Consider the following 21,223-nt stretch of genomic DNA (forward strand, 5'->3'; position numbering starts at 1 on the left):
AGGAACGAGGTGCGAGGAACGAGGTGCGAGGAACGAGGTGCGAGATGCGAATTATCGTAGGCGCGATTTTATATCGCGCAATATTCAAAGATAACGCGGGGTAAACCCGCTGCTACAATTTCACGCCTACACCAAAACGTAGGAACGGCTTTAGCCGTGAATTGTTCTAAACACTTCGGCACTAAAGTACCTCCTACGGGGTAGGCTCACAAACCACACCGCTCGGCTCAAAACTGACGGCTTTACTTATTTTTGCGCCCATGTTGCGCTAAACGCTCTAACTTGGCTTTTAAAGATGGAGGCGCGTCTGCGGCGATGGCGCTGAGGTAATCGGCTGTTTGTTCGCTCATTTGACGTTTAGAAACAGGCTTTTGCTCTGGCTTATTTGTTGCCGATAAGCGCTGAGTTGCTTGTGGGTTTGCGGTAATTTTAATTTGCCCAAGCTCTACCATACCAGCGGCACGAAAATGCGAGAGCATATCCATTTTTAAGTAATTTAAACGCAGTGCAATCGGTGCCGAAACCGCTTCGATCATCAAAGTACCATCACGGTAATTACTTACTCGGCACTTTTTCGAAAGCGTTTCACCTAAAAAGTCATCAAGAATCGTTTGTTGAGAAGACAAGCCTTGGGTTTTACCAGCATAAGATGCCAAGCGACCACTCAAGCCCGCCATAATATCGCCAACAGCTTTTGGCGCGTATCTATCTTTTGCCATTAATCGTCTACCTAAAAAGGTTAATCACCACAAAGAGAATATACCACCTACGTAAATATGAAGCTATTAGGTTCGAGAGTCGAGGTGCGAGGTACGAGATGCGAGGTACGAGATGCGAGGTACGAGATGCAAGATGTGAGGTGCGAGATGTGAGGTGCGACGCTTGCTTGGCGCGTCTAACATTCAACACAAAGCCGGAAAATCATTAAAGAGCCTACAAACAATAACTCTCGGCTCAAAACTCACAGCTGAAAGCTAATGGCTCCTTAAATTTCACGCCTACGTGGGAACGGCTTTAGCCGTGAATTGCTCTAAACACTTCGGCACTAAAGTACCTCCTACGAGGTAGGCCTTTGGGTAAGGCCCACAAACAACACCGCTCGGCTCAAAACTTACAGCTTATAGCTTAAAGCTTCTCTTCCTCCCCCGTGATTGTTTCTGGTACACTTTTCCTTTGTTTTTTATTTAACTTTCGCGATGACTCAACACTCTCTTACTTTAATTGTATTGGCTGGCGGGCTGGGTAGCCGCTTTGGCGGAAACAAACAAATTGCCGAAATTCCAGGGCTGGGCTGTACCATCATGGAACTTAGTATTCAGGATGCGGTTAAAGCTGGTGTGAGCCAAGCGGTGATCATCATTAATAAAAAAATTCGTGCTGAGTTTGAAGCGACGATTTTACCGCGCCTACCTGAGTCGCTCGAAGTAATCCTAGTTGAGCAAGCAATTAGTGCAGTGCCAAATGGTTATGAGTACCTAGCCGCTGAACGACAAAAACCTTGGGGTACAGGTCATGCATTACTTTGCGCAAAACCCTATGTAAATAACCCTGCTATTGTTATTACAGCCGATGACTATTATGGCGAGTCTTCTTTTACCATTATTAGCGAACACTTCAAACAGCATAGCAATTGGGCAATGGTAGGCTACCCAATAAAAGATACGCTCTCCGAAGAAGGTGGTGTAAATCGTGGTGTATGCTCTGTTGATAGCCACCAGCATTTAACTGATGTGGTCGAGTACCTAGATATTAAACTCGAAAATAATGTTTTAAAAGGCAACAATCCACATGATGAGAGATTACAAATTGCCGATGATGCCCTAGGTTCTATGAGCTTTTGGGGAATAACACCGAGTTTATTTAATGACTTAGAAACAGGTTTTATTGAGTTTTTAGAAAATACTGACAACGGTGTCACGAAAGAGTATTATTTACCAAATGAGATACAACTCGCGATTCAAGATAACCGCCAAGCTGTAACCGTTTATACTGCACAAGAGCCATGGTATGGCGTAACCTACAAAGCTGAACTGGATGCAATAGCACACACTTTATGTCAGTTACGTCGTAAGCTAAACGATTAAACCCTCGCCTCTTCTTGCAAAAAATAAGTAATGGAAAATTAATGAAGTCTAATCCTGTTGCAACTTATCTTTCTGAGCACTTTGGCTTAAGCACAGATAACGTAACGCTAAAGCCAATTGGCAATGGCCACATCAACACAACCATGTTACTTAAATCAGAAGAAAACGCCTTGGTTGTGCAAAAGTTAAATACCGATGTGTTTCCTAACCCTGAGCACCTAGTTGAAAATGCACGACTAATTGAGCAGCACCTAAGTGAAAAACACGACAATGGTGAATACAGCCTCGAAATTATTCGTCATGTTCCAACTATCGAAAGCGACTTTTTAGTTGAATGCGATCAAGGTGTTTGGCGTGCACTCGAATTTATTGGCGGCAGTTATAGTGAAGATGTGGTAGCAACTATCTCGCAAGCACAAACTGCAGCCAATGCATTTGGACAATTCGCGCTAGCATTACAAGATTTTCAGGCTGATCAGCTGCATCATGTGATCCCTGATTTTCATAACTTAGCGATGCGCTTTGATGCTTTCAAAAAAGTCATCGAAAAAGATCCTGTAAACCGTGTAGCCCTTTGCCAAGACGACATCGATTTTTGTTTAGCTCAGCAATCTTTAGTTGATGAATTAAAACAGCTTGAAGGAAACATTCCTTTAAGACCATGCCATAACGACACAAAAATCAACAACATGCTGTTTTGCACGCAATCTGATGATGCAAAAGCAGTCATCGACCTCGATACCTGTATGCCTGGTTATTGGTTATTTGATTTTGGCGATATGGTGCGTACCTTCTGCTCTCCTGAGCAAGAAGATTCAACCAACCTAAATAATGTACGTGTTCGTGAAGAGATCTTCGCCGCCATCGTTAAAGGTTATGTTGAACCACTACAAGATGTGATCACCGACGCCGAAAAAGAAAGCTTTTGGTTAGGCACCAAAGTCATGACCTTTATGATTGGCCTGCGCTTTTTAACAGACTTTATTGATGGCGATAATTACTTTGCCACCAAGCATGCAAACCACAACCTAGAACGCGCCCGCAACCAGTTTGCTCTTTATCGCGATATTCTTGAAAAGGAACATACGTTAAAAGCGATATTAGAGATAAATAAAGGTTAGAGATGCGAGATGCGAGATGCGAGATGCGAGATGCGAGATGCGAGTTATTGTAGGAGCGATTTTACACCACGCAATATAAAAAGATTACACGGGAAATAAATTTCACGCCTACACCACCGTAGGCGTCACGCTTGCTTGGCGCGTCTGACATACAGCGCCCAACCCACAAATAAATGCATAACCAAAATTGATCTTCAAACTGACGGCTGAAAGCTGACAGCTCCTTAAACTTTCGGCACTAAAGTACCTCCTACATGCATTACCAACAAACGCCACCGTTCATCTGTAAACTAACCGCTGAAAGCTGACAGCTCCTAAAATTTTACGCCTATATTAAAACGTAGGGACGGCTCTAGCCTTGAATAGCTTTTCGCTCGCCCATTGCTCTATAAGTCAATAACTTCTATTCTAAAACCTCGCTTAAAGATCAGGAGTTTATTATGCATATAAAACACCACGGAGCGGTGAAAGGCGTAACAGGGTCTTGTCACCAGCTATTTATTGATGACACAAATTCTGTACTTGTTGATTGTGGGCAATTTCAAGGAGAAGACAGTAAACAAAACTTAGCTATCGAGTTTGATATATCAACGGTAAAAGCGCTGATTGTCACACATTGCCATATAGACCATGTTGGTCGCATACCCTATCTACTTGCAGCTGGTTTTAAAGGGCCTATTTTCACCTCGGCTGCCACCGCCAAGCTATTGCCTATGGTGATTGAAGATGCTTTAAAAGTGGGTGTAACTCGCGATGAAGCAATGATCCGCACTTGCTTAAAGTTACTAAAACAACAAATTGTCTCTCTCGATTTCAATACATGGTACTGCATTCCCGAAGGAGTGGGCTTTAGCCCCGAAAAAGTAGCCTCAAGTAAGCAAAATTCATTATATAAAATCCGCCTGCAACGTGCCGGGCACATTTTAGGCTCTGCCTATGTTGAAATTGAGCTAGGTAAAAAGCCAAATACGCATAGAGTGGTATTTTCTGGTGATTTAGGTGCGCCTTACACACCCTTATTACCAACGCCTAAACCGCCTTACCGCGCCGATACATTAGTTATTGAGTCGACCTATGGTGATAAAAACCATCAAGGCCGTAAAGAGCGCGTAGCCGTACTTAAAAAGGTTATAGAACGTGCCATAAGTGATAATGGCGTGGTACTTATACCCGCTTTTAGCATTGGCCGAACTCAAGAGCTACTCTATGAGTTTGAACAACTTATTCATTCTGCAAGCAAGCGCTCTATGTGGCATAAACTGCAAATTATTGTAGATTCGCCAATGGCAGCCAACTTTACAAATGAATATTTACACTTCAAACAGCTATGGGATAACGAAGCAAAAAAACGCGTAAAACAAGGCCGCCACCCACTCGACTTCAACCAACTACACACCATTGATAGCCACCAAGAACACCTTGCCCTTATAAACTTTTTAGCCTCCAAACAGCAACCAGCAATAATCATTGCTGCTAGCGGTATGTGTAATGGCGGCAGAATAGTTAATTATCTAGAACGGTTTTTGCCCGACAAAACAACCGATGTCATCTTTGTTGGCTACCAAGGGCAAGGAACTTTAGGCCGAGAAATTCAAAAATACGGCTCTCGCGGCGGTTATGTATTTATCGATAATCAAAAAGTAATGATTAAAGCACAAATTCATACCATTAGCGGCTACAGTGCCCATGCAGATCAAAAAGGATTAATCAGATTTGTTACCGGCATGCGTAAAAAGCCAAGTTTAATCAAAATCGTCCACGGTGATGAGCAAGCCAAACAAGCACTAGCAGAAAAGCTAAAAGCAGAGTTAGGCGAAAGAGTAGAAATAGTGGTTAGTGGTTAGTGAGTAACGAGTAACGAGTTGCGAGTTGCGAGTTGCGAGTTGCGAGTTGCGAGTTGCGAACAAGGGTAAATTAATTGTTTTTATGTAAGTACATTAATTTACCTAGCATTTTACCAATTTCTTCACACTCATTTGTTATGAGTAAGTAGTTTTCCTTATGCAAGTAACCCAATTCAAAAGCAAGCATAACTTGTGTTTTGAGTTCACCAACGGAGCCTTTAGCTATAGAAAGGAAATGAGCTCTTTCTTTTTTAGAAAAGCGCTCATACCCTTCAGCTATGTTACTTGGAATTGAAACCGAGCAGCGACACATTTGATCTTTTAAACTAAAATCTTTGAGTAAATAAAAACTTCTATAAACTAAAAGACTTAATTGAAAAGCTCTCTTCCATACATCTAATCTCTCGTAGTACATAGCCACTCCTTGGCATCAGTATCTGACTCGTATCTCGTATCTCGTATCTCGTATCTCGTATCTCGAATCTCGTATCTCGTATCCGATTCTCGCATGTCGAATCTCGCCCTTCGCTACTGCGAGTCGTTATTATTTATAACTCTCATACGCTTCTTTCATTCGCGCTAGGTTGCTATAAATATAGCTCGAAGTTAAACGTCCTTTATTAAATACCGTGTTATCAAGCGTGATTGAAGATGTTGGAGCGTAACCTTCATTAAATACAAGAGTATTTACATCATTACCAACACGGGTAGATACAGATGTCCGCCACGCAGACTTACCTTTTAACTGACCAAAACGGGTAACGTTCATATCTTTACGAGGTGTAAGTGGAATATTTATTGCCACACCCACCTTTTGTGAGTCAGTTTCTTGATAGAAAATACCTACGTAGCTATCTCCATACCAAAAACGACTTTCTAGTTTATAGCCACTATCACCATAAAAATAATTACCACCAGATGCGTGTAATGTAATATCTTGCTCTACCCAGTTATATTGGTAAGAAAGTGTTTCATATTCTCGAGATGCTCGGTAATCAGCAAAATCATAATACGCGATTTTTGCACTTACTTTATGACGGCCCTCTGGGCTCAACCACGCGGTTTCGTTGATTATAGCTTTATAATCAAAGTAGTCTTTATAAAAACCTATTTGCGTTTGGTTGTAAAAACCATATGGCAGAGCAAAAGTTTGGTACAGGCTGGCGTTAACTATTCCTTCGTCAAGGCTGTAATTATCAAACACTTTACGGTCTTCAAAATCATCACTCTCTTCAACAATTGTTTGCGCGGCAACGTTAATACCCGCTCCTTTCCAAAGAGGTATATCTAGCGTAGCTCGCACTCCAACTGAATAATCAAATACACCAAATTCTGTAGCATAAGTAGATGAAAGGACAGGGTTTACTGTCAACCTTGGTTTAAAGTAAGGGCTAGCTTCTGCTTTACCTGCCCACACAACCCCTTCAGGAATGCTTACTAGACCTTGCTTGATATTTAGATCGGGGCTAATACCACGCTCTACAAAGGCGCGGTAATTATCAACACTACCTTTAATAGCAATTAAAGGTAAATCTGATTTTGCTAACTGAACACTAAAGTGTTTATTTTCTAAATTAACATGTTCTGTAATGCGGCCTAGAACAACCCCTATAGCATCAATGTCGTTGCGATTAAATACTGAGTTTTCAAAATTAACAAATACTGTGCTGGTATTAAAACCCACTACAACATTTTCAAAACCATCACCAATTAGTGCTTCTTTTAACTGCTCAACCTGTCCGCTTAAATTTGTGTTCGCAAGTTCATTTGGCGCTTGTTCAATATGAGCAGTAGTTAAAGCCTCAGGCTTTTCTGCAAGCTCTGGCGCCATAGATGCTTGAAAAAAGCCAAAGCCATGATCATTTATTTTAGCCACAGGTTTAGTGTTAATAGGCTCTACATATGGCGCTGGTTTAACAGATTTGTAATTGCTTTTAGCTTCGTCTGATAAAGGTAAGCTAAAGTTAACCCCCCAATAGGAGTCTTTATCTTCTGAAAAATCAGTACTACTGTAAAAACGGCTGGTAAAAGTAAGCTCGCCAATATCATATAGCCACTTTTTAGGTACTGTTATACGCGCTGCGGCATTTACCGCTTCAGCATCATACTCTGTTAGTAAGCTAAACCATTCAAAAGGTTGCCACTCAATGCCAGCAAACGCACCATCCATCAAGCCCATTGGACGATCACTAGTTCCAACACCAGCACTAAAGCGAAAGTCCCATACCTCTTTTGATGCTACTGCATAATAGATTTCATAATTGTTTGCTGCACCACCTATATCTTTAGCACCCAATGCGAAACTAAACCATTCTTTGGGTATATAAGGTAGCTGGTACTTTGCATTAAACGATAAATCTCGGGTTTGCAAACGACCTTCACCATGAAACAAATTATCGTGCATTGAGTTAGAAGATATCTGCCCGCTAACTTCAAGGCCTTCAAATAACCCTGCTAAAAAAATAAAATTATGGCCATCCTCAAAGTTCCGCCCTTTAAAACTCAACTGATTGTTAAAGCCAACATCTGCTGTGCCTTTTGACTGTACTTCGGAATTTGGGGTATTGATTAAACCGGTATAACCAGCAAAGGATTGGTAATTTTTAATATCATCCGCAACCACAGGTAAGCTCAATGCAGCTGCACAACTTAAAAATAAGGTATTAATTTTTGGCATAAGGGATCCGAGTTAAAGTTATAAAATCCTTGAATTAGATTAAATATAACATCAGAAGCAAAAAACAAGAAGTTGGTATTAGAAGTTTGCGAGTTGCGAGTTGCGAGTTGCGAGTTGCGAGTTGCGAGTTNNNGAGTTGCGAGTTGCGAGTTGCGAGTTGCGAGTTGCGAGTTGAACAAAATTATATTTGGGGTGGGATAAGCAAGTGGTTAAAAGCTAGTAACTCACTTCTAACCACTAATATCTAATGCTTTCTTTTTAAACCGCTTTTAAATGACGCTCTGCTGGAGCTACCATTTCGGTTACGAAATCAGTGAATTCTCCACCTAAGTTTTCATCGCGCATGCTGTATTCAACAATCGCCTTTAAGTAGCCCAGTTTGTCACCGCAGTCGTGAGCACGCCCACTCATATGGAATGCCTCAACGATTTCGTGTTTCATTAACTCATCGATTGCGTCAGTTAATTGAATTTCGCCACCTGCACCAGCAGGAGTGTTAGCTAGCAGTGGCCAAATTGCTTTAGATAAAACATAACGACCAACTACCGCTAGGTTAGAAGGTGCCTCTTCTTCTTTAGGCTTTTCGACCATGGTTTTAATAGGTGCACTTTCGCCCGCATTAATTTTAACGCCACCAATGTCAGCAATACCATATTTATGAACACTTTCTTGTGGTACTGGCTCAAGCATAATTTGGCTTGCTTTAACCTCGTTAAAGCGTTTTATCATTGCCGCAACGTTTTCGGTTTTTTGATCAGCAGTATAGCTATCTAAAATAACATCGGGCAGTACCACAACAAAGTCGTCATCACCTACAATTGGTTTAGCACACATTACCGCGTGACCCAACCCTTTAGCCTCGCCTTGACGAACATGCATAATGGTTACATCGTCTGGGCAGATAGAGCGAACTTCTTCAAGTAGGGTGCGTTTTACGCGTTTCTCAAGCGTTGCTTCAAGCTCAAAGCTGGTATCAAAGTGATTTTCAATAGCATTTTTAGAGCTATGAGTAACAAGTACAACTTCTTTAATACCTGCCGCTACACACTCGTTTACTATGTATTGAATTAGTGGTTTATCAACCAACGGCAGCATTTCTTTAGGAATAGCCTTTGTCATTGGTAACATACGTGTACCAAGGCCTGCAACAGGAATAACAGCTTTCATAAATTAGTCCCTTATTTAATAATTTAATCTACAATAACACCAAACTAACAGTACCAAAGTAGATACAAGCTGAATGGTTCATAATTTAATTTTTCACTAAATGAACGAAAAACTGAGCTTTAGATAAGCTTTAAGCTCATTCGTTTCTCATTAATCTGTCTTTGTGATATTGACTTTTGCGCGAAATAAATGTCACGCCTACAACACCGTAGGCGTCACGCTTGCTTGGCGCGTTTTAACCCGCACACAATACGAAGCAATTATTTATTATAAAAACCTTTATACCAGCTGATTAACTCAGCCACGCCTTGCTCTACCCCAACCGCAGGCTTGTAACCTGTTGCAGCAAATAAATCTTGTGTATCGGCATAGGTTTTATAAACATCACCTGCTTGCATTTCACGGAAGTTCTTTTTCGCTTCAAGACCTAACTCAGATTCAATTGCTTCAATAAACTTCATTAGGTTAATCGGGCTACCATGGCCAATGTTGTAAACTTTGAATGGCGCTGAACTTGATGCAGGCGAACCTGTTTCAACCTTCCAGCTATTATCACGTTCTGGTACAACCTCAGCAGCTCTAACAACACCTTCAACAATGTCATCAATATACGTAAAATCACGCCACATATCGCCATTGTTATTAATATCTATGGTGTCGCCATCGAGCATTTTTTTAGTAAAAATAAACGGCGCCATATCAGGGCGCCCCCACGGACCATAAACAGTAAAAAAGCGTAAGCCAGTTGTAGGTAAGTTATACAAATGAGAATAACTGTGCGCCATTAACTCATTAGCTTTTTTAGTCGCAGCATAAAACGAAACAGGGTGATCTACACTATCGGTTGTTTCAAATGGTGTTTTTTCGTTTAAGCCGTAAACTGAGCTTGAAGACGCATAAACCAGGTGCGCAACCTTATTGTGACGACAGCCTTCTAAAACATTTAAATGCCCAACTAAGTTTGAATCAGCGTAAGCATCAGGATTCTCGATTGAATAACGCACACCGGCTTGAGCCGCTAAGTGAATAACACGATCAAATTGCTCGCAGGCAAACAACTCGGCCATTGCAGCTCTATCTGCAATATCTAGCTTAATAAAAGTAAAATTTTCGTGCTGTTCAAACTGAGCTAGACGTGCATGTTTTAAATTTACATCATAATAATCGTTCAGATTATCAACACCAACAACAGCATGGCCTTGCGCTAGTAATTTTTGACTTGTAGCTGCACCTATAAAACCTGCAGCGCCAGTTACTAAATATTTCATTATGTTCCTATCTTATTGAGCCCGTAGGCTGCCAATTCATTTGACTTAATGAGAGTTAAGAGCGGCTTCATAGAGAAGCCAAATGCTCACAAGAGATAATGAGATGCTTCGCTTTAGAGGAAAACAAAAAGCATTATTATCGCATTCTCATTCACTTTTCTTTGTGCAAATATCCTCGCGCGAAATAATTTTCACGCCTAACTCAATACATATAATCGCACAAAGAGGCTAAGAGACGCTTCGCTTAAGGGAAGCAAAAAGCATTATTATCACTTCCTCATTCACTTCTCTTTATGAAAATATTTTCGGCACTAAGCCTTCTACAATATATGCCTTAGTAAAGGCCTACAAACAACACCGCTCAGCTGAAAGCTGAAAGCTGAAAGCTGAAAGCTGAAAGCTGAAAGCTGAAAGCTGAACAGCTATTTCGCCTTAATCACTACCAAATAAATCACGTGTATAAACTTTTTCTGCAACATCTTGTAACTCTTCATCCATACGGTTAGAAATAATTACATCAGCAGTTTGTTTAAGCTCATCTAGCGATTTAATAACACGAGAATTATAGAATGAATCTTCTTGTAGACTTGGCTCATAAATAACAACTTCAATACCTTTTGCTTTTATGCGTTTCATTACACCTTGAATAGCAGAGGCTCTAAAATTATCTGAACCTGACTTCATAACTAAGCGATAAATACCAACCACTTTAGGGCTTCGGGCAATAATTGAATTGGCAATAAAGTCTTTACGAGTAGTATTAGCATCAACAATTGCGCGGATCATATTGTTAGGCACATCTTGGTAATTGGCCAATAACTGCTTGGTATCTTTTGGTAAGCAGTAGCCACCATAACCAAACGATGGGTTATTATAATGTTTACCAATACGCGGATCTAAACCAACACCTTGAATAATTTGTTTTGCATCAAGGCCATGGCTTTCGGCATAGCTGTCTAGCTCGTTGAAGTAAGCCACACGCATTGCAAGGTAAGTATTAGAAAAAAGCTTTATAGCCTCTGCCTCAGTAGAGTCTGTAAAAAGTACCTCAACATCTTGTTTTATAGCACCTTGCGCTAATAAACCAGCAAAAACTTGCGCGCGTTCGCTTTGCTCACCCACAATAATACGTGACGGGTGCAAATTATCGTAAAGTGCTTTACCTTCACGCAAAAATTCTGGTGAAAAAATAACATTATCAGTATTAAACTTCTCTTTAACTGATTTGGTATAACCAACCGGTACCGTAGATTTAATAACCATAGTTGCCTTTGGGTTGATTGCTAAAACATCTGCAATTACCGACTCAACAGAACGCGTATTAAAATAATTGGTTTCTGGGTCATAATCTGTAGGGGTAGCAATTACAACAAATTCAGCATCTTTAAGTGCCAGTGTTTTGTCTGTTGTAGCTGTAAAATTAAGTGATTTATTCTGTAAAAAATCACTAATTTCAACATCTACAATAGGAGAATGCCTATCTTTCAATAGCGCAACTTTAATTTCGTCAATATCGAGTGCTACAACTGAGTTATGTTGCGCTAACAACATTGCGTTCGACAGGCCCACATAACCTGTACCTACTACGGCAAGTTTCATTTAAAAAATCCTTAAATAACCTTTTCACTTAGACAACAATAAAATAACTAAGAGTATTAAATGTACTCATCAAGTCAAATTTGTGATTAAAACTAATATATATTACATTGATGAATATGATTTTTTTGGTAGGTCTAGTTTTTTTCGAACATAATTCATGATTTCGCAGTAATTCATTAATAAAACCAAATAGACTATGAAAACAAACATGAAACCATAAAGCATTATAAACTCAGGAAAATCAAACACTTCCCCTATAACACCTACACTTGCAAAAATAGCAGCTATAGTGCAAATAAAAAGCAATGTTTGGATAGAACTAAACCCTAATCGCTGACATATATGGTGCAGATGTTCTCTGTCAGGCTTAAAAGGTGACTTCCCTTGTTTGATTCGGCGAATCATAATAGCAACCATATCCATCAGAGGCACTGCAATTAACCACAATGCCGTGACTGGTCGAATCATTGGGCTTCCCTCATTTTGACTAGCGCCAATCAGCAACCATATTACAGTAAATCCGATTAGCATACTTCCTGCATCCCCCATAAAGACTTTACGCTCGCGGCCTATTAAACCCAAGTTCATAAGGATATAAGGGAACATACAAACAACTAGTAGCAGGCATAAATAACTTAAGCTTTGCTCTCCAACTCCACTTAACAATAAGCCAATACTGCCAAATGTTACAACTGATAAGCCTCCCAACAATCCATCAATACCATCCACCATGTTAAAGGCATTAATACAACCTAGAACGGCAATTATGGTTACTAGCGTTCCCATTATACCCAGCTGAACTTCACCAAAACCAAATAGATTACCTAAACTAGTTAACTCAGCTTCAGCAAAATAGATCATCCCAAAGGAAACTAGTGCCTGAATACCCATTCGTACTTTAACACTCAAATCAAACCTATCATCAAGCGCACCTATTAAAGTCAAAATTGCAATACTAACCATGAATAGGTTGGCGTGATTTATTATTCCGGGATGAGAATAGATATAATGAATGATTGTTATGCAAATAGAAATACCGCCTACAAGAGGGACATTCCCTGAGTGGTGTTTCCTCCCAGAAGGCTTATCAACGAGGCCGATAATACGTGCAACTTTTCGCATTAAAAACAAAAAAGCAAACGAAATAAAGAAAGTGAAAAAAAGGTCAATAAACACAATTCGTCCCAGAATTTGTCAATAAAGATTTATAAAATTCTAATACAAATAAGCTATATTTTCTAGTATAAATTATAAGCAAATAAGTATGTAACAACCGAAAAAATAAAAACAAAAAAAACATAAAGTTATGAGATTAACTCACCTAAACCTTTTGTATGCAAAACTTTTTACAAAGCTAGGACTTAGCCTTAGACCAAATAACAACAGCGTATGCAAGATGTTACTTAATGAAAAAATATGTAACATTTTCATTGCATATATCCTAGAACTAAAATCATTTACAGCCTTCTTAAACCCTCGACGTGCATGAAAGTTTTCATCAATTCTGAATTTCAAAAGGGGTTTAGACAAATTAGCAAACTTATACTCTTTTTTTAGCAAATCAACCCAAAGATAGTAGTCTTGCGTGTTTTTTAAATTTGAATCATAAGCTAAATCAGCACGTCCGATTACATTCATATTAAACATTACTGTAGGATGGTTGAATGGGCAGCGCTTTATAATATTTTTAGTTAAATCCGCATGTTCACTAGGCATCAGCTTGAGGGTTTCGTTACCTTTATTGTCAAACTCAATAATAGAAGAACCCAAAACTGCAACCTCTGGATTTTTTTCAAAAAAAAGTACTTGTTCAGCAATTCTACTTTTGAAAGAAATGTCATCAGCATCCATCCTTGCTATGTAGTCAAATTCATCTTTGTCAAGGATACGCTCAATAGCTCTATTTAATTGAAACGCTAGCCCTTTATTTTCAGGATAAAATTCACAATGAAAATTATTCCTAGTTTGATATAGCTCTATGACTTTTTTCACTTCAGCTGTAACAAAGCCATCAACTTGCAAAAAAACGTCCAATTTTTTATAACTTTGTTCAACCAAGCTTTCAAGTGAAGCGACAACGCACTTTGCATTATCATTCTTATATATTGAAATAGCGACAGCGACTCTACTCATCAAAAGCCCTTTTTAAATCATCAGTCATCTCATAGCAACAAAGCTTTCGTTGACCGGAATATACGGTGTCAAAAAGAACAAAATTACCACAGCTAGAAAACCTAGGATGTAGATCACATCTAGTTTCAAGGTTATAGTCAAACCCATGATAAAACTCTCCGAGTTCAATCAATAATTTAGAATTCAGATGCCCTAATATAAGTTTTTGCATCCGTGCTTTATCCGGATAGGTATCTGTAATGAAGTAGTCATTTTTTATGTTAGGATGTCCATCTCCAAATGTTCTTAGATTTGGATGATTGAAAATTTTCTGACAATTGTTATCTACATTGATCACCCAATAAGCGTCTATACCATCACTCCCTCTCAAATAACCAAATATTTCATTATTTGATTTCCAAAAGCAATGACTTACCATATCGTTGTTACTAACGACTTTCATGTTTCCATCAAGGTCGGCCAAGATCAACCTATCAAACCTTTGGCCTTTATGATACCAGCGGTGTATAAACATATAACGCTCCCCTCCAGGAGAGATCATTATATGATTAACAGTATGAAGGGATTCATCCATATTAATTTGTGTTTCGAAAGCTATTATCTCTTTTAAAGATAGTGTTAGTTTTGATTCACCACTCTTAAGATCAAGGTAGAATATCCCATCATTTTCGTTATCAGGCAAAGCTTGGTGAGTAACCTTCTTTTTGTTAGCAAAATACCCGTAATCACTTGACAATACAGCCAGTCGCTCGAAGTTCAAAGTAAGAGCAAAAGAGTCTGAGTAACAATCATATATAGGAAGTTCAAACTGTTTAACTTGCTTCCTATCATTAGAACTTACTATACGAGAGCAATACTTACCTCTGTTAGAATCATAATCATTAAAAATAAATAAGTCATCGTTAAGCCATTGAAGCTTAGAACCTTGTTGCCAATTGAATGCTTTGGTTTTAAATCTTGCTAAAGTCTCTCCATTAGGGAATTTTCTTAATGCTACTGTAACTTCATCAAAATTTTTAGGAGCTAATTTGGTATTTGAGTGCTCATGAAGTATCAGATACTTACCAGAGCAATTTAAAGGGCTTTTATCATAATAACCAAAAAAAGTTCCAGCTCCAGCGTCATAAAACATGTGATTATTGCTTTTAATTTTATAGCCTTTTTTTGCTTTAAAAAAAACGATTCTAGAGTAGACATTCTTAATAAAGACCTTGACTATAGGAAACTTAGACAAAAAGCGAGCTATATGCCTTTCTACTGTATTATACGATTGAGACATCTTACTTTTTACCTCTGAAATTCATCATTGCTGATAGCCCTTTTTCTCCGAATAGTAAAACAAAGCTTAAAATTAAAAATTTTACTGATCTAGTTTTTACAAAGCTCTTCATCGCAAAGCTAGCCCCCTTCCATGCACCTTTACTTATAAGGTATTTATGGCACAAAAAAAGGTAAGTGGAGTTCTTACGAGCCTTAATTTGCTTTTGATTAAGCCTTGCTAAGTAACTAGAGTACTTTCGATCAATAATCTCAATAGCTTTATAATTATTATTTAATGACTTAGAGATACTAGAAGAATATAAAAACACATTTATTTTAGTGAGGACATCATCAATAACAGCGACTTTTGCACCATTCATCAATGCTTTTAACCAAGCTTCATAATCCTGTCTAGCAGGTAACTCTTCAGAAAAGCCACCAATCATAACTGCAAACTCTCTTTTTATAGTTACCATCGATGTCGTTCCAACTTCATTCTTGATTAACTGAGTCTCAAAACTAACATGTTTTGATGGAGAAATAGTATATGCACTCTTAGAGTTAATAAAATCAACTTTTGCTTTAGAGGTAATAATATCTGCATTAGTATTAGAATACTCTTTTAATACTTTCTCAATTTTATTTGGATAAAACTCATCATCATCATCAAGAAAAGAGACTAAGGTAGACGTAGCCAATTTCAAGCCCATATTTCTTGAGTAATTAGCTCCCATAGGCTCACTATTCCTATGAATTACAGTTAGAATACTGTTTGGTAGTTCCGAAAGTAATGACAGATGCACCCTTACATCTGAACCATCATCAACAACAATAACTTCTTTCGGTAATACCGATTGGGTTTTGATGCTTTTTATTGCCCTCACCAAATCATCATTCCGGTTTTGGGTTGTAATTACAACCGACAAATCATGATTTATCACTTTACGCGCCTTATAATTTTAAATAATTAATTTTAGTTGTTCAAAGTTAAACATGTCTTGAGGTATGTTAATTACCGTATTAATAAAATTAAAAACAAGAAGTGTTGAAAACAAAACAAAAACAACTCCTGCAAACTTCAATTCAATGCGACATAGAAACCATGAAAAAACGATATAAAAAAGTAACAGTATATAATTTAAAAACCTCAAATAAACTTGCTGTTCAATACTAAAACTAAAAAGAGCCAATGAGAGAAGAAGGTAAGTGAATACAATAGAAAAAATCATACCCCTTGCTTCACTCGGGTAAAAATAGTTTAGAGAAATAATAGAAAAGACTATCAGCGTTGACAATACCAAACTAACAAAGGAGACCGGGTTAATTGATATTAGGTATTTTGTAAAACCTAGATAAGTAATGACCTGTTCAAAGGAAAATATTAGTAAAGGTAATAATAGAAGCGACGTAAAAATAACAGGTATATAACCTAGCCTTTTTATAAGAACATTAAAAACTATTGCAGCAATGAAAAAAAGTCCAGCCACATGGAACGATGCGGATAAGATAGCATATAAAAAACATTTACCGCTTGATACTTTATGATAAGAATCTAATTGAATTACCTGGAAGAAAATTGCAATTGAAAGCCAAGTTTGTAAAGCATTAAAAGTACCTATTAATATATTTGGAGTGAGGATGAAAAAAATTAATCCAAATATTGGGGTTGGGGACTTTAGAAAGAACCGGCATAGAAGAGCAACACACAACAAACGGAAAAAATAAACAATCCCAGCATTTGAAACACCAATATAATCAAGAGCAATTACAACAATTGAAAACCCAGGCTCTCTAAAATACTCACCTTCAACTATTTTAACCACAATCTCTAAATAGCTATTATAATCTCTACCAACAACGGGGTTAAAGTACAAATAGAAAGCAATCAATACAAATACAGCTATGTATGAATAAAACTTTAAATTATTACCATAAAACCTTGCAGAGCTAGGCATTACTAAATATCCCCTACATAATGACCAACCAATTCCTGAGCCAGCAGTTTTATTGAAAAATTTTCGGTTACATAAAATTCTGCATTTCTAGTAATATTATCCCAATCATGACGCTGACTAATAGCAAGTTCTAAAGTATTAATATAACTTTCCAAATTTCCTTCCTCAAAAAGGTAACCGGTTTTTTCATGTTCTATTAACTCTGGCAAGCCGGAATGGTCGCTTGCTACAACAATACAGCCTAGAGCCATAGCTTCCTTCGCAACATTAGGTATTCCCTCTGAATTACCATCAGCACCAGTTCTACTAGGCACTAAAATAATATCACTTTTTGAAATACTACTCATGCACTTTGAATTATGTGTGGCCCCAAAAAAATGAACACAATCTTCGAGTTTATTTTTATTAACAAATCTCTTAGCTTCTCCAATAAGAGGTCCTTCACCAAACACCTCTAATTTGATGTTATACCTATCCTTCAGCTTTAGTATTGCACTTAAGGACATTAAAATACCTTTTTTTTCTACTAGCCTACCAACTTGAATTAACTTAATAGAATCTGTACTTTTATTCGAAGGAGGGTTATATTCAGGGAGAGTATTAAAGTCCAAACCTGAATAGTTAACAAAACACTTACTTTCTGACACACCTTTGTTTACAGCTATTCTTTTCAAGCTTTCTGAAACAAAAAAGTATTTTTCAACCCCAGCGTTGCTATTCTCAAATAAGTCAACTTCCTTTTCTGTTACTATGCCGTACTTAGATATATCTACTCCCCTACCCGTTGAAAAAAGCTTTTTTGATATATTAGGGTTTACAGTTTTAGCTAGAACTAAATAAGCCGTTAAATCCATAAATTGACCATGCATAACATCAAATTCATGATTCTTCATTAACCTTGTCATTAACGCAGCTTTTGCATGCAATTTTAAACTAAAATCAAAGATACTGCGGTTTTTAAACTCCTTACTCAAAAGAAGTAAAGGAATATAACTAACAATAGAGCTAATTAACTGCATTCCCCTACTAATTTTAGAAATCGAATTAGAGCTTAAAATTGAGATTTGACCAGATGAGTATAGAGAGTAAAGATTCGGAGCTTGCTTTTTTAATTTAATAAAGTCAACGTTATATATAGTAACAATCGTAACAGCCAGCGAAGTATTTTTAGCAAGCTCCTCCACAAGCCTGTTTATAAAAGATTGAGAAAGAACAGGAAACTTTTCTACTACAATTGCCAACTTAACTTTATTCAAAACTTTACTTACCCTGCACTATTTCTTTAATCATGCCGTTCAGCATATTAATGCCATTATCAATAACTTCTTTGTCTGGTGCAAAATTAGGAAGATTTAGGAATGCATTAGAAAGCCTATCTTCATCAAACTCATCATGCTCGATACAAAACTGACTTAGTGATAATTGAGAATAGAGTCTTTTAGTCTTACTATGTTTAGGTATTGCTATAACTTTCCCGTTCTGCGATATAGTGACAATTCCTACATGCAGTTTACTAGTAATTACCAGTTCAAATGAAGCTAACAATGAAATCATTTCTGTAACATTCACATAAGGGACCAATTTATAATCACTATCTGTGAAACCAGCTTTTTCTAAAGCTGATTTATATTTAGCGATAATTTCATCATTATAGCTGACATGGTTATCAAATATTACATTAAGCGGAGCATCCAAAAAATCTCTATGCTCAACTTTAATAAAACTTAATACTTTAGCTATCACAGCTTCACTTGCAGTATCTAAGTGTATAGCTAGTCCTTTACGTTCTTCTTCAACTAATGGAGTGGATAGAGCTAAGTCAACACAAACACCTACATCATCAAGAGAAAAATAATCTTTACAAAAGTTGTAAGACTCTTTATCACGCACAAGGATATTACTGCATTTCGATAAAAAATTACCGACCAACTTTCGATAGATTGGATTCTCTAAAGGTCCTACCCCTACACCTAATATATGATATTGTGCTTTTGGAAAGTCGGAATTCCATGCAAAGTGTCTATTGTAGTTTCTATAAACCCATCTAGCTTTTTGGACTATACCTACATTAGGCTCGCCAAAATACCCTCCCCCACTGAAAATTACATGCTTGACATCATTTTTTTCATTAGCATTTACTACAGCATACCCTATAGAGTTTTGCTCTTCGGTTAGACCATCTGTTGCCAACCTAACGTTTTCTTTTCCACAAAAGAACGCAATACGATCACAAAGCAGCTTAATTAGTAAAGTATCGCCAAAGTTATTAACAAAATATGATCCATGCACTACTATTTTTTTGGGTTCCATTTATTTACCACTCTCTATTTTTAAAAATTTGTTTCTTTCCACTAAATTCTTTACTTTTTCTGCATTTCTCGCTTTTATAACTCGCTGAGAAGGACCAACAACAACATCTCCAGGGCTAACATCTTTACTTATAATTGCCCCCATCCCTATTACAGCACCATCCCCTATCGTCACTCCTGGTAATATACAAGCATTCATACCGATCCACACGAACTTACCTATTTTGATAGGTGCCGACACATCTTTTTTATCATAGGGCAATAATTCACCATCTATGTTGTGATTAACTGTATGCAAAACAACATTTCTTGAAATATGTGTATAGTCACCAATTTTTATTCCGCCAGCGGCCCTGATAAAGAAGTTCCTTCCTAAAAAGACATGATTACCTATTTCCAATTTATCTTTTTCATAAACTATTCCCGGTCCTTCAAATTTAACTGAAGGGCCTATTTTTTTGGATCCTTTTAAAATTTGAGTCGCTAGTACCCTTTCATACCTTTTCTGGATAACTATTTGTATATTCGCAATAAGAACAAAAAAAACATTTACCATTTTTTTAAATAACACGTTGCCCCCTATTCATCTTAAGAAGAACAAAACATATAACAAAAAAGTAATGCAAAGATAAAACTAATGAGTAAAAGTATATTGACCAGACCATATCAAACCCTCTTATCTTTGACACATAAAACACCGCCCCAATCAATATCAATCTAGTAGCATGCATTATAAAAGCAGCATAGTTTAGTTTTAGAACATTTAAAGCGGTTATTAATGTTGTAGCTGATATTTGAAAAACCAATACCAATGAAAGGGCTCTGCCTAATTCTCCTGCAACAACCCATTTATCACCAAAAACGAACTCAAAAACAGTAGGAGATAATATAAAAACCACTGAAAACATTAAAACACCCAGCACAACCAACTTCTTTAATGTTAATATTGTTAGTTTATATATTTCCTTAATATTACTCTGACCTAACGAGGATATTTCAGAATAATAAACTTTACTTACAGACTGACTTATAACATTTACTGGAATTGAAATTAATGATATAGCCAAAGACAACTGCCCCACCAAGCCAATATCAAAGTATTTACTACAATATAATATAGGTAATTGAGCTGCAACAATGTACAAAAAATGTGAAGGAACTTTAAAATAGACAAAATCTGCATAATAACGAGCGACTTTAAACAGGCGACTCATATTTTTTATATACGTCACCTTCATTTCCTTATAAGACAAGAAATATGAAACTGTACCTGCACTATATTGAAATGCATTACCCAAGATCAAGCTTAATGCTGAGGGATGTAAAATACCTAACGTAACTTTAACCACTCCACCTATTAAGCTTTGTTTAAAGATAACTTTGGAGATAAGCTTGAAATCTTTAACTCTAGCCACCCAAAAACTATAGGTTTCTTGGAGGCTTAAAATGAATGCAGTAAAGATTAAAAAGTACAAATAATCAGATATACCTTCCAACCCTAATAGAGCAACAACTTGATTTTTGAAAAAAAAAGTTAATACAATAAGGCTCACAGCGATAATCAGCGAAGACCAAAGGCTTATATTAACTAGAATTGATGCAGCTCTATTGCTTTTCGGTAAAGGAATAGCAAGACAATACCTCAAGCTTAACATAGGCGCTACTATTAGCATTATTGATACAAATTGGGCAGCTTTTCCCATATCTTCAGGGGTATAAAGCCTTGTAATTAAAGGCATCAATGCAATACCAATTATTTTGGCAGAAGCACTACCTATTACCAGCCTTTTGATATTCTTAATCAAG

Annotated in this window: 18 protein-coding genes; 3 read left to right on the top strand and 15 right to left on the bottom strand. The window is 37.4% G+C overall.

Going from position 1 to position 21,223, the window contains the following annotated elements:
* Positions 1 to 242 precede the first annotated feature (242 nt).
* Positions 243 to 719, bottom strand: coding sequence for a DUF721 domain-containing protein (locus tag AN213_RS19165; protein ID WP_055199376.1), 477 nt, complete (start codon positions 717 to 719; stop codon positions 243 to 245).
* 477 nt (positions 720 to 1,196) lie between these two features.
* Here AN213_RS19165 and AN213_RS19170 point away from each other — a divergent pair, with 477 nt between their 5' ends.
* The 3 genes from AN213_RS19170 (at position 1,197) to AN213_RS19180 (ending at position 5,049) form a co-directional block, all read left to right on the top strand.
* The gene (locus AN213_RS19170; protein ID WP_055199377.1) at positions 1,197 to 2,084 is read left to right on the top strand and encodes an NTP transferase domain-containing protein; all 888 of its coding nucleotides are present in this window, start codon (positions 1,197 to 1,199) and stop codon (positions 2,082 to 2,084) included.
* A gap of 41 nt (positions 2,085 to 2,125) precedes the next feature.
* Positions 2,126 to 3,205, top strand: coding sequence for a phosphotransferase enzyme family protein (locus tag AN213_RS19175; protein ID WP_055199378.1), 1,080 nt, complete (start codon positions 2,126 to 2,128; stop codon positions 3,203 to 3,205).
* A gap of 440 nt (positions 3,206 to 3,645) precedes the next feature.
* Positions 3,646 to 5,049, top strand: coding sequence for an MBL fold metallo-hydrolase RNA specificity domain-containing protein (locus AN213_RS19180; protein WP_055199379.1), 1,404 nt, complete (start codon positions 3,646 to 3,648; stop codon positions 5,047 to 5,049).
* Positions 5,050 to 5,119: 70 nt separating this feature from the next.
* Here AN213_RS19180 and AN213_RS19185 read toward each other — a convergent pair whose 3' ends face one another.
* The 14 genes from AN213_RS19185 to AN213_RS19250 form a co-directional block, all read right to left on the bottom strand.
* Complete coding sequence (locus tag AN213_RS19185; RefSeq protein ID WP_055199380.1) at positions 5,120 to 5,464, bottom strand: four helix bundle protein; 345 nt, start codon at positions 5,462 to 5,464, stop codon at positions 5,120 to 5,122.
* A 129-nt stretch (positions 5,465 to 5,593) separates the two neighbouring features.
* Positions 5,594 to 7,726, bottom strand: a complete 2,133-nt coding sequence (locus tag AN213_RS19190) for a YjbH domain-containing protein (RefSeq protein ID WP_055199381.1) — start codon at positions 7,724 to 7,726, stop codon at positions 5,594 to 5,596.
* 258 nt (positions 7,727 to 7,984) lie between these two features.
* Positions 7,985 to 8,893 carry a UTP--glucose-1-phosphate uridylyltransferase GalU gene (galU, locus tag AN213_RS19195; RefSeq protein ID WP_055199382.1) on the bottom strand — a complete coding sequence of 303 codons (909 nt, stop codon included), beginning with the start codon at positions 8,891 to 8,893 and terminating at the stop codon, positions 7,985 to 7,987.
* Between the two features lie 260 nt (positions 8,894 to 9,153).
* Entirely contained in the window at positions 9,154 to 10,161 is a 1,008-nt protein-coding gene (locus AN213_RS19200; protein WP_055199383.1) for an NAD-dependent epimerase, read from the bottom strand.
* 432 nt (positions 10,162 to 10,593) lie between these two features.
* Positions 10,594 to 11,760, bottom strand: coding sequence for a nucleotide sugar dehydrogenase (locus AN213_RS19205; RefSeq protein WP_055199384.1), 1,167 nt, complete (start codon positions 11,758 to 11,760; stop codon positions 10,594 to 10,596).
* A 102-nt stretch (positions 11,761 to 11,862) separates the two neighbouring features.
* Positions 11,863 to 12,936: a UDP-N-acetylglucosamine--undecaprenyl-phosphate N-acetylglucosaminephosphotransferase gene (gene wecA, locus AN213_RS19210; protein ID WP_055199385.1), complete on the bottom strand. Its 1,074-nt coding sequence runs from the start codon at positions 12,934 to 12,936 to the stop codon at positions 11,863 to 11,865.
* Positions 12,937 to 13,077: 141 nt separating this feature from the next.
* Positions 13,078 to 13,893 (bottom strand): glycosyltransferase, encoded by an 816-nt coding sequence (locus AN213_RS19215; RefSeq protein WP_055199386.1) that lies wholly within the window; start codon positions 13,891 to 13,893, stop codon positions 13,078 to 13,080.
* Positions 13,886 to 15,172, bottom strand: a complete 1,287-nt coding sequence (locus tag AN213_RS19220) for a glycosyl transferase (RefSeq protein ID WP_201779637.1) — start codon at positions 15,170 to 15,172, stop codon at positions 13,886 to 13,888. Before AN213_RS19220 ends, AN213_RS19215 begins: the two co-directional genes overlap by 8 nt.
* 1 nt (position 15,173) lies before the next feature.
* The gene (locus AN213_RS19225) at positions 15,174 to 16,094 is read right to left on the bottom strand and encodes a glycosyltransferase family 2 protein (RefSeq protein WP_055199387.1); all 921 of its coding nucleotides are present in this window, start codon (positions 16,092 to 16,094) and stop codon (positions 15,174 to 15,176) included.
* An 18-nt stretch (positions 16,095 to 16,112) separates the two neighbouring features.
* Positions 16,113 to 17,108: an EpsG family protein gene (locus AN213_RS19230; RefSeq protein WP_055199388.1), complete on the bottom strand. Its 996-nt coding sequence runs from the start codon at positions 17,106 to 17,108 to the stop codon at positions 16,113 to 16,115.
* 2 nt (positions 17,109 to 17,110) lie between these two features.
* Positions 17,111 to 18,364, bottom strand: coding sequence for a glycosyltransferase (locus AN213_RS19235; RefSeq protein ID WP_055199389.1), 1,254 nt, complete (start codon positions 18,362 to 18,364; stop codon positions 17,111 to 17,113).
* Between the two features lie 4 nt (positions 18,365 to 18,368).
* Positions 18,369 to 19,418: a polysaccharide pyruvyl transferase family protein gene (locus AN213_RS19240; protein ID WP_055199390.1), complete on the bottom strand. Its 1,050-nt coding sequence runs from the start codon at positions 19,416 to 19,418 to the stop codon at positions 18,369 to 18,371.
* Positions 19,419 to 19,988: a DapH/DapD/GlmU-related protein gene (locus AN213_RS19245; protein WP_055199391.1), complete on the bottom strand. Its 570-nt coding sequence runs from the start codon at positions 19,986 to 19,988 to the stop codon at positions 19,419 to 19,421. It abuts the gene before it with no gap.
* Positions 19,978 to 21,222, bottom strand: a complete 1,245-nt coding sequence (locus AN213_RS19250; protein ID WP_055199392.1) for an oligosaccharide flippase family protein — start codon at positions 21,220 to 21,222, stop codon at positions 19,978 to 19,980. The genes AN213_RS19245 and AN213_RS19250 overlap by 11 nt, the downstream gene beginning before the upstream one ends.
* Position 21,223 lies beyond the last annotated feature (1 nt).

The organism is Pseudoalteromonas sp. P1-8 (genome assembly GCF_001399985.1).
Classification (GTDB): domain Bacteria; phylum Pseudomonadota; class Gammaproteobacteria; order Enterobacterales; family Alteromonadaceae; genus Pseudoalteromonas.

Excerpts from the sequence above, each read along its gene's own strand:
- AN213_RS19165 (WP_055199376.1), bottom strand. The coding sequence starts at position 719 with ATGGCAAAAGATAGATACGCGCCAAAAGCTGTTGGCGATATTATGGCG.
- AN213_RS19170 (WP_055199377.1), top strand. The coding sequence starts at position 1,197 with ATGACTCAACACTCTCTTACTTTAATTGTATTGGCTGGCGGGCTGGGT.
- AN213_RS19175 (WP_055199378.1), top strand. The coding sequence starts at position 2,126 with ATGAAGTCTAATCCTGTTGCAACTTATCTTTCTGAGCACTTTGGCTTA.
- AN213_RS19180 (WP_055199379.1), top strand. The coding sequence starts at position 3,646 with ATGCATATAAAACACCACGGAGCGGTGAAAGGCGTAACAGGGTCTTGT.
- AN213_RS19185 (WP_055199380.1), bottom strand. The coding sequence starts at position 5,464 with ATGTACTACGAGAGATTAGATGTATGGAAGAGAGCTTTTCAATTAAGT.
- AN213_RS19190 (WP_055199381.1), bottom strand. The coding sequence starts at position 7,726 with ATGCCAAAAATTAATACCTTATTTTTAAGTTGTGCAGCTGCATTGAGC.
- galU (WP_055199382.1), bottom strand. The coding sequence starts at position 8,893 with ATGAAAGCTGTTATTCCTGTTGCAGGCCTTGGTACACGTATGTTACCA.
- AN213_RS19200 (WP_055199383.1), bottom strand. The coding sequence starts at position 10,161 with ATGAAATATTTAGTAACTGGCGCTGCAGGTTTTATAGGTGCAGCTACA.
- AN213_RS19205 (WP_055199384.1), bottom strand. The coding sequence starts at position 11,760 with ATGAAACTTGCCGTAGTAGGTACAGGTTATGTGGGCCTGTCGAACGCA.
- AN213_RS19215 (WP_055199386.1), bottom strand. The coding sequence starts at position 13,893 with ATGAGTAGAGTCGCTGTCGCTATTTCAATATATAAGAATGATAATGCA.
- AN213_RS19220 (WP_201779637.1), bottom strand. The coding sequence starts at position 15,172 with ATGTCTCAATCGTATAATACAGTAGAAAGGCATATAGCTCGCTTTTTG.
- AN213_RS19230 (WP_055199388.1), bottom strand. The coding sequence starts at position 17,108 with ATGCCTAGCTCTGCAAGGTTTTATGGTAATAATTTAAAGTTTTATTCA.
- AN213_RS19240 (WP_055199390.1), bottom strand. The coding sequence starts at position 19,418 with ATGGAACCCAAAAAAATAGTAGTGCATGGATCATATTTTGTTAATAAC.